Source organism: Pseudomonas sp. S9 (genome assembly GCF_000222125.1).
Lineage (GTDB): Bacteria > Pseudomonadota > Gammaproteobacteria > Pseudomonadales > Pseudomonadaceae > Aquipseudomonas > Aquipseudomonas segetis.
In genome coordinates, this window is record NZ_AFFX01000006.1 from 192,614 (window position 1) to 206,175 (window position 13,562).

Consider the following 13,562-nt stretch of genomic DNA (forward strand, 5'->3'; position numbering starts at 1 on the left):
ATTATCGCTCGGGGACCTATTGCCGGGTTGTTGGCAGCGCTAGCGTTGCTGACCGGGTGCTCGACGGCACCCCCAAAAGACCAGAGCAACCTGTGCAATATCTACCGTGAGTACCCGGACTGGTACGAAGATTCACTGGACATGCAAAACGCCTACGGCACGCCGATGAACGTGGCGATGGCGATCATCAAGCAAGAAAGCAGCTTCGTCGAAGACGCCTTGCCGCCTCGGGCTTATTTGCTGTGGGTCATTCCCTGGGGCCGGGTCAGCTCGGCATATGGTTATGCACAGGCCCAGGACCCGGTTTGGGGCGAGTACAAAGACCAGACCGGCAACGGCGGCTCGCGAGATTATTTTTAAGATTCAATCATGTTTGTCGGCTGGTATACCAACGGCACGCAGCGCACCCTGGGCGTGTCCAAGTGGGATGCATACAATCAGTACCTGGCTTATCACGAAGGGCGCGGCGGCTACAGCCGGGGGACCTATCGCAGTAAACCCTGGCTGATGCAGGTTGCTCGCAAGGTCGAGCAGCAAGCGAAGAACTATGGCTGGCAACTGAAGCAGTGCCGGAACGAATTGGAGAGAAACCGCAGCTGGTGGTAAGGCCTGCTGCGTCATTGCCAGAAGTTAACAGCGGGGACCCCAACATGGACCGTTACGGCGTATTCGGTAATCCAATCGGCCACAGCAAGTCGCCCTTGATCCACCGCTTATTTGCTGAGCAAACCAATCAACAGCTGAGCTATGAAGCCCTGCTGACGCCGCTTGATGGCTTCAGTGACTTCGCTCGGGACTTCTTCACCGAAGGCAAGGGTGCCAATGTTACCGTGCCCTTCAAGGAGCAGGCCTTTGCCCTGGCGGACAGCTTGTCTGCACGAGCGCAGCGGGCAGGTGCGGTCAATACCTTGAAAAAGCTCCTGGACGGCACGCTGGTCGGTGACAACACCGATGGTGCCGGGCTGGTGCGCGATCTCCAGATCAATGCCGGGTTCTTTCTACGCGGCAAGCGCATTTTGATATTGGGGGCGGGCGGCGCTGTCAGAGGCATCATCGAGCCCTTTATGGCCGAGCAGCCAGGCAGCGTGGTGATTGCCAACCGTACGGTTGAAAAGGCCGAGCAACTGGCCCGGCAATTCGCAGATCTGGGCCCTATCGCAGCCTCCGGCTTTGACTGGATTGATGCGCCGGTAGACCTGATTGTCAACGGTACTTCGGCAAGCCTGGCTGGCGATGTCCCGCCGATTGCCAGCAGCTTGATCAAGCCTGGGCACACCCTGTGCTACGACATGATGTACAGCAATGAACCCACGGCGTTTAATCGTTGGGCGGCCGAGCAAGGCGCTGCGCGCACCATTGATGGCCTGGGCATGCTGGTTGAGCAGGCCGCCGAGGCGTTCTTCATCTGGCGTGGCGTGCGTCCGGCAACGGCAGCGGTGCTGGCTGAGCTACGGCGCTTGCTGGCCGCATAGAGGCCTGGTCAATCCTCGAAAATAACAGGGCATTGCTCCGCGCCCTGTAGCTTCTGGATTTCCTCGATCACCTGTGGCCGCGCCCGGCGCAGGATCAAGCTGCGCTTTTGCCCGCGCAGGCGCCGTGCTTCTTGATGAAGCATCTCAATCCCGGCGTAATCAATGAAGTTGACGTGGTGCGCGTCGATAATCACCCGTTCGCCACGGCTGCGTTGTATGATCTGCTGCAAGTAGTGGCAGGCACCAAAAAATATCCAGCCTTCGACCCGCAACAACTCTTCATCGCCGTCCTGCCAAAACTTCACTCGCGGTTGCGAGGTGCGTTTGAGGTAGAAGAACAGCGAAGCCAGAACACCGGCGTAGATTGCCGTTTGCAACTCCATTACCAGTGTCGCGGTCAGGGTTAGCAGCATCACCAGGAATTCCGAACGGCTCACCCGGTACAGTGCCTTGACCCCGGCAATGTCCAGTAACCCCCAGCAGATCAGCAGGATGCCCGCCGCCATGCACGGCAGTGGGATGTGCTCGATCAACTGGGCGCCGAACAAGGCAAACAGTGCCACCAGAATGGCCGAGAAAACCCCAGCCAGTGGCGAGCGTGCGCCCGCTTGAAGGTTGAGTGCAGAGCGGGTGAACGAGCCGGCCGACAGCGAGCCGGAAAACCATGGACCGATGATGTTGGATAAGCCCTGGGCGCGAACCTCCTGGTTGGCATCAAGGAACTGTTGCGACTTGGTCGCCAGCGAACGGGCGATCGACAGACTGGTGACAAGTCCGAGCATGCCGCACGCAATGGCGGCCGGCAGCAATTGCAGTACGTTTTCTAGATCGAAATCGAGCCATACCAGTGGCGGTAGCTTGCCCTCGAATGGGCTGACCAGTGTGACATGACCGAGCAGCTGCGGCAGGGCAGCTACCGCCAGGCTGCCCGCCACCAGGCTGATCAACAAGGCTGGAGAACGTGTCCAGAGCTGCTTGCACAGCAAGCTGACGGCCAGAGTAAATGCCGCCAGCCCTATGGAGCGCCAGTCGCTCTCGCCCAGGTGCTGGCTGATATTGACCACTGTGCTCAGTGCGGTTTTCTGACTGGGGATATCGATGCCGAGCAAGTTTGGCAGTTGTCCCAAGGCAATCACTACGGCCGCGCCAAGGGTAAAACCCAGCACCACCGAGTGTGAGACGAAGTTGACCAGGGCTCCAAAGCGCATCAGCCCCAGCAGCCACTGGAACAGCCCGGCGATAAAACTGAGAAGCAGGATAAGTGCAACAAAGTCATCGCTGCCGGGCTTGGCCAACGGGCTGACGCTGGTGAACAAAACAATGGAAATGGCTGCTGTTGGCCCGCAGATCAGGTGCCAGGAAGAGCCCCAGAGCGAGGCAATGATCACCGGCACGATCGCCGCGTACAGGCCGTACTCGGGTGGCAGCCCGGCGATCAGCGCGTAGGCGATCGATTGTGGCAATGCCAGGATTGCTCCGGTCAAGCCGACCAGTGCGTCGTTGCCCAGGGTCTTGCGGCTGGTGTTCGTTAGCCAGCGCAGGAATGGCAACAGGCTTTGTAGGCTAGGTCGACGCATTAGCGAAGGGTAACGTTTGAGTTGCGATGCATGGGATGCAGAGCCCTAAACAACTTAACAATAGGCATCAGTATGGCGTATTCCGCCTCGGCTATTTCAATTAGTTCCAGGTTGTGTGGATAAATCTACTGTTGGTATCTGAATTCATTCGCCGCCAGCTGGTGGTCTCTGACCAAGCCCGCCAGCCCGCGATGGGTTTATAGCTTGGCTTGAACCGCTTCAAGACCGTCGCCGCCGTCGAGGGTCTTGACCCCTTCAAGCCAGCCTTTGACCACCTCTGGATTGGCGCTCATCCAGGCCTTGACGGCTTCGCTGTTGCTCGCCTGCTTGCTCAGCACCTTATCCATCACCGAGTTTTCCATCTCCTGGGTGAAGCTGAGGTTGCTCAGCAGTTTGCCCACATTCGGGCACTGTTGTGCATCCCCTTTGCGGGCGAGGGTGTTCACACTGCCGGTTTCACCAAAGTAGGCTTCGCCGCCCTTGAGGTACTTCATGTCGTACTGCACATTCATCGGATGTGGTGTCCAGCCGAGGAATACCACGAACTGGTCGCGCTTTATTGCCCGGCCGACCTGAACCAGCATGGCTTGTTTGCTGGACTCAACCAGCTTCCAGTCCTTGAGGTTGAAGTCGTTTGTTTCAATCATCTTGCGGATCGACTCATTTCCCGGTGAGCCGGAGGCGATGCCGTAGAGCTTATGGTCGAACTTGTCGGCAAACTTGTTCAGGTCGGCAAAGGTCTTGACCCCAGCCTCGTAGGCATAGGTCGGCACTGCGAGGGTGTATTCAGTGCCGGTCAGGTTTTGCTTGAGATTGTCGACCTTGCCGCTGGCGACAAACTTGTCGTAGTTGCTTTGCTGGGCCGGCATCCAGTTGCCCATGAACACATCGACCTGTCCTTTTTGCAAGCCGGCGAAAATGATTGGCACCGCCAGCGTCTGGGTTTGGCTTTGGTAGCCCAGGCTGTCGAGGATGAAACTGGTGACGCCATTGGTAACGGCAATGTCACTCCAGCCTGGATCACCTAGCTTGACCGTACCGCAGCTTGCGTCTTCGGCCTGGGCACCTATGCTGGCAGCCAGTAACAGGCTACCTGCAACGAGGGGTGTGAGTGTGTTCATGCCTTCTCCTTATTTGTAGTTTTCCTGCCTCGGCATTTAGCTGACGGCAGTCAGTGATGGCAGTTCAATTTGATTGATAAAAATCCTCGGGTTATCAAGCGTCCACCTGAGGATAGCGTGCACGCCGCTCAAGGTCGTCGAGGTCGATGTGGTTGCGCATGTACTGCTGGCTGGCATCGACCATTGGCTGGGGATCCCAACTCTTGAGTGCGCCCTGGCCAAGGGCCTGGGCTACGAAGCGGCGACGGCGTTGGCTGGCCAGTGTCGCCTTGTGGATCGCGGGAATATCCCATTGGTCCCAGGCTTGCTGGAGCAAGCTGGCGAGTACGGTTTGGTGATCGGCCGAGTTGGCGAGATTCTCGCGTTCTTGGGGATCATTGCGCACATCGAACAGCATCAGTGGGACGACCTCCGAGAAGATCAGCTTGTAGTCGCCGCGGCGAACCATCATCAGTGGGCTGTTGCTGCCTTCAGCCATGTATTCGCCCAATACCTGGTCGTGACCTGAGCCGGTTTCCAGATGCGGGAGCAGGGAACGCCCATCAAGCGCCAGGTCTGGATCAACCTTGCCGCCTGCAAGTTCAACGAAGGTCGGCAGCAAATCCATGGTCGATACCGATTGGCTGATGCGCCTCGCCGCAAAACGCTTGGGCGCATGTACCAGCATGGGTACGCGGGCAGACATTTCATACCACTGCATCTTGTACCAGAGGCCGCGCTCGCCAAGCATATCGCCATGATCACCTGAGAAAACGATGATGGTGTCATCGTCCAGGCCACAGTCCTTCAGGGTTTTCAGCAGCTTGCCAATGTTGTTGTCGATATAGCTGCATGCGCCGTAATAGGCGCGGCGGGCATCCTTGATCTTGTCTTCGGGCATCGGCTTATCCCACAGGTCGATGACTTTCATCACTCGCTTGGCGTGTGGGTCTTGCTGGTCTTGCTCGATGAAGTGTTCGGGCAAGTCGATATCGACACCTTCATACATATCCCAAAACTCCCGGGTGATGGTGTAGGGGTCGTGGGGATGGGTCATGGATACGGTCAGGCAGAACGGTTGGTCAGCGCCCGTACGTACATGGTCGTAAAGGTACTGCTGGGCCTTGAACACCACTTCTTCATCGAAGTCCAGCTGGTTGCTGCGCACGCATGGCCCGGCTTGCAGTACCGAAGACATGTTGTGGTACCAACTCAAGCGCTCTTCGGGCGCATCCCAGTTGACTGCCCAGCCGTAGTCCGCTGGGTAAATGTCGCTGGTCAGGCGCTGTTCATAGCCATGCAGCTGGTCCGGGCCACAGAAGTGCATCTTGCCCGACAAGGCCGTGTGATAGCCGAGCAAACGCAAGTAGTGCGCGTAGGTTGGTACATCCGCGGGCAAGTCTGCGGCGTTATCGTAGGCGCCGATTTTGCTCGGTAACTGGCCGCTGACCAAGGTGAAGCGCGATGGCGCGCACAGCGGGCTGTTGCAATAGGCGGAATCGAAAACCACGGCTGATTCGGCCAGGCGCATCAGGTTTGGCATCTTGATCTGCGACTTGCCATTGTGCAGCGGCAAGATAGGTGCGGCCATCTGGTCGGCCATGATGAAGAGGATGTTGGGTCGTTTCATGGCAGGCCTGTATTCCATATAAAAAATTTATGCGACAGTGCGGTATCTATAATCAAGTCAACGAAAACTGGGGTAAACCCATATCAAACACATAGCTTGGATAACTTCAGCTTATGTATGGACACTTCAATGACCTGTCCCTTGATGTGCTGCGAGTCTTTGAGTCCGCCGCTCGCCAACTGAGTTTCACCGCCGCCGCCTTTGAACTGGGCACAAGCCAGCCAGCGATCAGCCAGCAGATCAAGCGTCTTGAGCAACGTCTTCATACCCGGCTTTTTGACCGGGTTTATCGGGGCATCGTTTTGACCGAGGCGGGCGAGCAGCTGCTGAGCTATGTCCAGGACGGCCTGGGCACGCTCGATGCAGGGTTGCGAGCGGTCACCGCGCAGCAACAACACGAGGTGCTCCAGGTGGCGACTGATTTTGCCTTCGCGGCGTATTGGTTGATGCCTCGGCTCAAGCGCTTCAACCAGCTGTACCCCGAGGTGGATGTCAGCCTGCTGACTGGCGAGCGGGATCTTGGAGCCCTATCGGCTGAAATTGATGTGGCGATTGCCTTGGGTGATGGTCGGGTCAAGAACGGCCAGTCGCAGCTGCTGTTCGCTGAAGAGGGCTACCCGGTATGCAGCGCGCAGTTACTCAAGGACCATGCGCAGCCTGTGGCGCCGGCGCTGTTGGCACAACTGCCATTGTTGCATTTACGCCCAGAAAGTCGTGCCAGCTGGTATGACTGGCAAGGCTTGTTCAACGCGCTAGGTATTGCCGAGGCGCCGAGCCCGGGCAGTTTGCGTTTCGACAATTACACCTTGTTGATCCAGGCTGCGATAGCCGGCCAGGGTGTGGCAATCGGCTGGCGCTATCTGGTCGATGAGTTGCTGGAGCAGGGGTTATTGTGCCGCGCCTGTGAGGGCCAGGCGCGCTCAGGGTTGGGTTATTACCTGGTGCTGCCCGAGCGCAAGCGCCGACAACGTATCACCCAGCAGTTCGTCGATTGGCTGCAAGGTGAGCTGGCAGGGACTTGAACCCGTTATTTTGTGTGCTTTGCAGACGAAAGGTATGAACATCATCGGGGCAGGGGGCTCCAAGAACCCAGGATGATTTCCGTATACTTGAGGCCCCTCTGAAGCATGCCGCAGACAGCGTAGGTGCAAGGTGTAACACGCAACAGCCATAGGCCGCCGTCAGCGCGGTTGTGTTCGATTTACCGGTTGTTCATGCGCCTTTGATCGATGTTGCCGGTCCCTTGAGGCCGTACTAAAGTAAGGTCAACTTAACGAAGCCGCTTTCCAGCGTTAGGCAACATCACCTGCGAGGTGATTCAGAGGTTTTCCATGTGCTTGAACGCAGGGTTCAGGCTCTTTCCATTTTGCTCGGTGAGCTTCTCTTGAAAATTCGTCATTCGATAGTCAGTTTGTTGCTGGTTTGCAGCAGCGTAGTAGCTACATCAAATGTGCAGGCCGCGACTAAAGCTACTGCTCGTCAAGAACTTGCGGCGGGTAGTGCGTTGTTGGTCGATCTGAATACCAACAAGGTGCTTTATTCGAGTAACCCCAATATGGTGCTGCCCATCGCCTCGGTGACCAAGCTGATGACCGCCGTGGTTACCCTGGACGCCAAGTTACCGATGGACGAGATGCTCGACATCAATATTGCCGACACCCAGGAAATGCGCGGGGTATTCTCCCGGGTACGGGTTGGCAGCGAGATCAGCCGTCGCAACATGTTGCTGCTGGCGCTGATGTCATCTGAAAACCGTGCTGCGGCGAGCCTCGCCCATCATTATCCGGGTGGCCAGACTGCATTTATTGCCGCAATGAATGCCAAGGCACGGTCGCTGGGCATGAGAAATACCCATTATGTTGAGCCGACCGGCCTGTCGCCGCATAACGTTTCGACCGCGACCGACCTGGTATTACTGCTCAAGGCCACGCGCAATTATCCGTTGCTCGGCGAGCTCAGTACCTCCGACGATAAAACCGTGGCTTTCCGAAAACCCAACACCAGCCTGGGTTTTCGCAATACCAACGGTTTGGTGCGCAAGGCAAACTGGAGTGTCCAGTTGACTAAAACGGGCTACACCAACGAGGCTGGCCATTGCCTGGTGATGCGCACGGTGATGAATAAGCGCCCGGTGGCCTTTGTGGTACTTGATGCATTCGGCAAGTACACCCATATGGCCGATGCGAATCGCTTGAAAAAGTGGATGGAAACCGGCGCCATAACCCCGGTTCCGCCAGCGGCTATTGCCTATCGCCAGCAAAAGCAGGCTCAGCGCCAGATGCAAGCGCAGCGCTGATACTCACGTCGAGTCGAGGGCGCTCCTGGAGGGCGCCTTTCCCGCCCGGATGGCCTTCCCCAGGCCATCCAATCAGACAGAATCCCCTGAAAAACCACAGTGCTTGGTTTGGCTGCTGTTACGCCTTGTCCTATCTTCGTTCACTCCCTTTTCCAGAGGTTCGTTATCCGGAGTGAGTGCAATAACCAATGCCGGTTTAAATTAGATATGTCGAGTATTTGCAGAATGCTTGTATTTGAGATGGGTGAATTCGGTTAAATATTATATGACGCAGGTCAATAGTCTATTTACTATGTTCACTGCATGGGCAGGGTCATATTAGACTCTTGCGTGCTTAGTTGATTGTCTTCAACTAATCAGAAGCCTGTTAGTGCTTCTTGTAGTTCTGCCTGACAGGAGATTCGTTTAAAAAGGGAGTGTTTACAATGAATCTACCGACCTGTTTAACCTTTGTCTGTGGCATAGCAAGTGTGCTTCCAAGCGCCGTTCTGGCGCAATCGCTACCCGCAGACGAGAAGACCTCTGCGGTCCAGTTACCGGGTAGCGGGCCTGAAGATAGCGACTCAACCAAACCCCAGGGCAGCGACACTGCCGGGCCGGACGCTGCGGAGTTGGAAAAGCTGGCCAAGGCGACAGCCAATCCATTGGGCGCCGCCTGGATGTTGTGGTTTCAGAATGACTACACCCATATGGACGGCGACAACGACGCATTACCCAGCAATGGGCGCTGGGCTAACTCGACAAAATTCCAGCCGGTCATGTCATTCCCATTTGACGTGGGTGACGACGAATGGAACCTGATTGTACGTCCGGTGGTGCAATACCAGTCATCACCTCTCGATGATAGCTTCGGAGACGCTCTACAGGGGCGTGCCGGGGACATTCCAACGGATAAGCTGCTAAGCCATAACTATCCCTATAACGGTCGTACAACCGGCTTTGGCGATACAGGCTTTCTGACTTTTACAGGGCCAGCGCGCGACGACGGGTTGGTCTGGCTGACTTTGACAGGGCCAGCGCGCGACGACGGGTTGGTCTGGGGCGCAGGTGTCACCCAGTTGTTCCCAACCGCTGAAGAGGATGTTCTGGGACAGGGTAAATACCAGGCGGGACCGGCGGTGCTGCTTGCCTCGCTTGCGCCAAACCCGGGAGGCTGGAACGTGGGAGTGCTGGCCCAGCATTGGTGGTCCTACGCCGGTGATGATGACCGTGAAGATACCAGCCAGTCGGACATCCAGTACTTTTTGAATTACCGCCTCAGCGGCACCGAGTTGGTTGGCATGACGCCAAACGTCAGAGTTAACTGGAAAGCGGACAGCGGCGAGAAAGTTAATTTCCCAATTGGCCTGGGTTACTCCAATGTCATTAAAATTAATAAACTGCCGGTGCGTTTTGCCGTGGAAATGCAATACAGCGTGGTCAAGGGTGACGAATACGATGCGGACTGGAACTTGAGATTCATGTTTATTCCCGTTATTGCCAACCCATTTAAAAGTTATTGATTGTTCATCTGGGCACTGGGCGTTGTACTAAAGCCCAGGGTTTTCGGAGATAAATAAAAAGGCCAGTCCGATCAGTCGGGCTGGCCTTTTTAGTGGGCGCGCGGGCTGTTACACCAGAGCGGGTTGCGGCTCTGGCTCGCGTCGGCGCCGCTGCAGCCAGACCACCAAGGCAAACAGCAACAGCCCTGGAATCCACATCAGCTCCTTCTGCCAGTTTGCGGTCGGAGCACGTACCATCAGGATTTGCTGGTCGAACTCCAGGCCGGCGTCTGCCGCAGGGCTGCCGAAGGTGACATTGTCGATCAGCACCTTGTCGCCATCCATGTAGGTCTGCAGGCCCAGCTTGGTCAGGCGCTCATCGCCGGTTGCGCCCTCCGGCACTGGCAGCAGGATGGAGAATTCACGGGGATCACCCACTGCATCTTCACCGCGGATACGCATGCGCAGCTTGCTGCCGGCTTCCACATTGCCCAATGCTTGGGAGAACTCGGCCGGAGCAATGTTGCGATAGGGGTCATGCACGATGTCCATCCAGAAGCCGGGACGGAACAGGGTGAATGCCACGAGCAGCAACAGAATGCTTTCGTACCAGCGACTCTTGACCAGGAAGTAGCCCTGGGTGCCAGCCGCAAATATCAACATTGCGCCGGTTGCGACAATGAAGATCAGCACGCCGTGCCAGAAATCCACGTTTATCAGCAGCAGGTCAGTGTTGAAGATGAACAGGAATGGCAGCGCTGCGGTTCTGAGGCTGTAGTAGAACGCCGTGATACCGGTCTTTATCGGGTCGCCCTTTGACACGGCGGGCGCAGCGAAAGAAGCCAGGCCGACAGGGGGGGTTCCGTCAGCCATGATGCCGAAGTAGAAGACAAACAAGTGCACAGCCACCAGCGGCACGATCAAGCCGTTTTGCTGGCCGAGGGTTACCACCACTGGGGCGAGCAGGCTTGAAACCACGATGTAGTTGGTGGTGGTCGGCAAACCCATTCCGAGGATCAGGCTGAAAACGGCAGTCAACACCAGCATCAGCAACAGGTTGCCCATCGACAGCAGCTCAACCAGGTCGGCCAGGACCAGGCCAACCCCGGTTTGCGAGACCGCGCCGACGATGATGCCTGCGGCGGCAGTGGCAATGCCGATACCAATCATATTGCGTGCACCTGCAATCAGGCCTTCGCGCAGGTCGATAACGCCATCCTTGAAGGTGCCATGCTCATGCGTGCCATCGGTGCGCAACCAGCTCAGCAGCGGACGTTGCGTCAGCAGGATGATGGTCAGCATTACGCTGCCCCAGAATGCCGACAAGCCGGGTGACAGGCGCTCGATCATCAGGCACCACACCAGCACAACGACCGGCAGCAGGAAGTGCAAGCCGCTGAGCAGCACTGCACGGGTTTTCGGCAGTGACTCCAACGGCGCATCAGGGTCTTCCGGTGGCAGCGGTGCAACGCTTGCGGCAACCTTCAGCAGTCCCAGGTAGACGACCGCCAGCAGCACCCCAATACCGGGCAGGGCATACTCACCCAGCGCAGGCTTGAGCCAGCCAAGGCCGTAATAGACCGCCAGCGAAATACCGGAAATCAAGGCAACCCCGAAAGCAAAGCCGGTAATGCGGCGTAGCCAGGGCTTGGGCACGTGGCCGCCAATCGGCTGCAGGCCAAGCTTCAAGGATTCGAGGTGGACGATGTAGAGCAGGGCAATGTAGGAAATCGCTGCAGGCAGGAATGCGTGCTTGATGATCTCGACATAGGACATGCCGATGTATTCAACCATCAGGAATGCGGCCGCGCCCATGACCGGCGGCATGATCTGGCCATTAACCGATGACGCCACTTCAACCGCACCAGCTTTCTCCGCGGAAAAACCGGTGCGCTTCATCATCGGAATGGTAAAGGTACCGGTGGTGACTACGTTGGCGATCGAGGAGCCGGAAATCATGCCGGTCAGGCCCGATGCCACAACCGCCGCTTTCGCTGGGCCGCCGCGCAGGTGGCCAAGCATGCTGAATGCCAGCTGGATGAAATAGTGACCAGCACCGGCACGCTCGAGCAGGGCGCCAAACAATACAAACAGGAATACAAAGCTGGTGGATACCCCCAGGGCGATACCAAATACGCCTTCGGTGGTGATCCACTGGTGGTTGGCCATTGCGGTGAAACTCACGCCGCGATGCGCCAGCAAGCCCGGCATATAAGGCCCGGCCAGACTGTAGATAAGGAACAGCAGGGCGATAATTGCCAGTGGCGGGCCAAGGGCACGACGCGTGGCTTCGAGCAGCAACGGAATACCGACGCATGCCGTTACCAGGTCGGCGGTGGTCAGGCTGCCGGGGCGTTGCGCCAATTGCTGATAGAAAATAAATAGATAGGCCGCACTGGCCGCTGCTACCAGCCCCAGGGCAATATCGATTGCCGGGACATAGTCACGCGGAGACTTTTTAAAAGCCGGATACGCCAGAAACGCCAGGAGCAAGGCAAACGCCAGGTGAATGGCCCGGGTTTCAGTATCGTTAAGCACCCCAAAACCGAAAATGAACGGCAGCGGCGATGCAATCCAGAGCTGAAACAGCGACCACAGCAGAGCCAAGCCTGTGATTACTGTCGCCATCGCTCCGATTGGCAAGCGCGCACCAACGTCCTGGGCAATCAGTTCTTCAGTGGATAGTTGTTTTTCATCCATGGAGTGGAACCTGCATTCAAGAATTCATTAAACAGCAAAGCCCGCAGCCATCGGCTAGCGGGCTTGCTTCACGTAAGGCTAGTCCAGTTGTGTGCTCTTCACGAATGAGCACACAAGCGACCGATTACATCCAGCCGCGTTCTTTGTAGTAGCGGATAGCGCCTTCGTGCAGAGGGGCTGTCAGGCCGACTTTGATCATGTCTTGCTCTTTCAGGTCGGCAAATGCAGGGTGCAGACGCTTGAAACGATCAATGTTGTCGAATACCGACTTGACCAACTGGTAGACCACTTCCGGATCCGCTTTAGCGGTGGTCGAAAGAACGGCTTTACCACCGATTGACTGGGTTGGGGCATCGCTGCCTTTGTACATCCCGCCTGGGATTTCAGCCTTGGTGTAGTAGGTTTTTTCAGCCAGCAGCTTGTCGATGTCCGGGCCAGAAACTGGAACCAGTACCGCGTCGGTGGTGGTGGTTGCTTCTTGGATCGCACCGTTTGGATGGCCCACGAAGTAGGTCATTGCATCGATGTTGTTGTCGCCCAGGGCAGAAGCCTGCTCAGCTGGTTTGAGCTCGGCTGCCAGCGAGAATGCCGACTTGTCCCAGCCTTTGACGCGCATGATTTCTTCGAGGGTGTCGCGCTGACCGGAACCAGGGTTACCGATATTGACGCGTTTGCCCTTGAGGTCATCAACGGTTTTGATGTTGGCGTCACGACGCGCGAGGATGGTGAAAACCTCGCTTTGCAGGGAGAACACTGCGCGGATGTCATCCATTGCGCCTTCAGCCTCAAATGGCGGCAGGCCCTTGAGTGCTTTGAACTGGTGGTCGGACTGCATGATACCGAAGCTGAACTCGCCGCTGCGCAGGCCATTGACGTTAGCTACGCCACCGCCGCTAGCCGGTGCGTTGCACTTGATGCCATGGTCGGCATTGCCCCGGTTTACAAAGCGGCAAATCGACTGACCCGCCACGTAATAGACACCCGTCTGGCCACCCGTGCCGATGGTGATGAATTTTTCTTCGGCCTGCGCTGCGCCACTCAGAGTAATGCCTGCGAGTGCAGCCGACAGAACCCATGCTAAGGATTTGCCTTTCATGGGGAGTTCTCCTTTCTTGGTTATTGTGATCCCTCTGATGCCTTTTGAGCATAGCGGAAGGATGAAAGTTTAACCGTTCTAGAGCGTCGTGCACGGCACATTTCGTTTTTGCGCCATTTTGGAGCGAACGTCCAACAAAATGGCTGACTGCCAGCCTGGTTGATGTCATTGTGATTTGCACTATCGTAAGGCGGCTGCATTGGGCAAAAT

General features: G+C 56.9%; 9 protein-coding genes and 1 pseudogene. 5 read left to right on the forward strand and 5 right to left on the reverse strand.

Annotated elements, in window-relative coordinates; all coding sequences use genetic code 11:
• Positions 1–18: 18 nt before the first annotated feature.
• Positions 19–606 (forward strand): annotated as a pseudogene (locus tag PSES9_RS23660) (transglycosylase SLT domain-containing protein).
• Positions 607–650: 44 nt separating this feature from the next.
• The gene (aroE, locus tag PSES9_RS0114260) at positions 651–1,472 is read left to right on the forward strand and encodes a shikimate dehydrogenase (protein WP_010487953.1); all 822 of its coding nucleotides are present in this window, start codon (positions 651–653) and stop codon (positions 1,470–1,472) included.
• An 8-nt stretch (positions 1,473–1,480) separates the two neighbouring features.
• Here the strand turns inward: aroE and PSES9_RS0114265 are convergent, their stop codons facing one another.
• From PSES9_RS0114265 to betC, 3 genes are all read right to left on the reverse strand, one after another.
• Positions 1,481–3,049, reverse strand: a complete 1,569-nt coding sequence (locus tag PSES9_RS0114265) for a SulP family inorganic anion transporter (protein ID WP_010487955.1) — start codon at positions 3,047–3,049, stop codon at positions 1,481–1,483.
• A gap of 197 nt (positions 3,050–3,246) precedes the next feature.
• The gene (gene choX, locus PSES9_RS0114270; RefSeq protein WP_010487957.1) at positions 3,247–4,170 is read right to left on the reverse strand and encodes a choline ABC transporter substrate-binding protein; all 924 of its coding nucleotides are present in this window, start codon (positions 4,168–4,170) and stop codon (positions 3,247–3,249) included.
• Positions 4,171–4,264: 94 nt separating this feature from the next.
• Entirely contained in the window at positions 4,265–5,779 is a 1,515-nt protein-coding gene (betC, locus tag PSES9_RS0114275; protein WP_010487959.1) for a choline-sulfatase, read from the reverse strand.
• A 113-nt stretch (positions 5,780–5,892) separates the two neighbouring features.
• Here betC and PSES9_RS0114280 point away from each other — a divergent pair, with 113 nt between their 5' ends.
• The 3 genes from PSES9_RS0114280 to PSES9_RS23665 all read left to right on the forward strand — a co-directional run bounded on the left by PSES9_RS0114280 (position 5,893) and on the right by PSES9_RS23665 (position 9,577).
• Positions 5,893–6,801, forward strand: coding sequence for a choline sulfate utilization transcriptional regulator (locus tag PSES9_RS0114280; protein WP_010487960.1), 909 nt, complete (start codon positions 5,893–5,895; stop codon positions 6,799–6,801).
• Between the two features lie 362 nt (positions 6,802–7,163).
• Positions 7,164–8,075: a D-alanyl-D-alanine endopeptidase gene (pbpG, locus tag PSES9_RS0114285; RefSeq protein ID WP_029529567.1), complete on the forward strand. Its 912-nt coding sequence runs from the start codon at positions 7,164–7,166 to the stop codon at positions 8,073–8,075.
• A gap of 425 nt (positions 8,076–8,500) precedes the next feature.
• Positions 8,501–9,577, forward strand: a complete 1,077-nt coding sequence (locus tag PSES9_RS23665; RefSeq protein ID WP_010487971.1) for a hypothetical protein — start codon at positions 8,501–8,503, stop codon at positions 9,575–9,577.
• A 108-nt stretch (positions 9,578–9,685) separates the two neighbouring features.
• Here the strand turns inward: PSES9_RS23665 and PSES9_RS0114295 are convergent, their stop codons facing one another.
• Together PSES9_RS0114295 and PSES9_RS0114300 are read right to left on the reverse strand one after the other, a co-directional pair.
• The gene (locus PSES9_RS0114295; protein WP_010487972.1) at positions 9,686–12,256 is read right to left on the reverse strand and encodes a TRAP transporter permease; all 2,571 of its coding nucleotides are present in this window, start codon (positions 12,254–12,256) and stop codon (positions 9,686–9,688) included.
• 124 nt (positions 12,257–12,380) lie between these two features.
• Entirely contained in the window at positions 12,381–13,352 is a 972-nt protein-coding gene (locus PSES9_RS0114300; protein ID WP_010487973.1) for a TAXI family TRAP transporter solute-binding subunit, read from the reverse strand.
• Positions 13,353–13,562 lie beyond the last annotated feature (210 nt).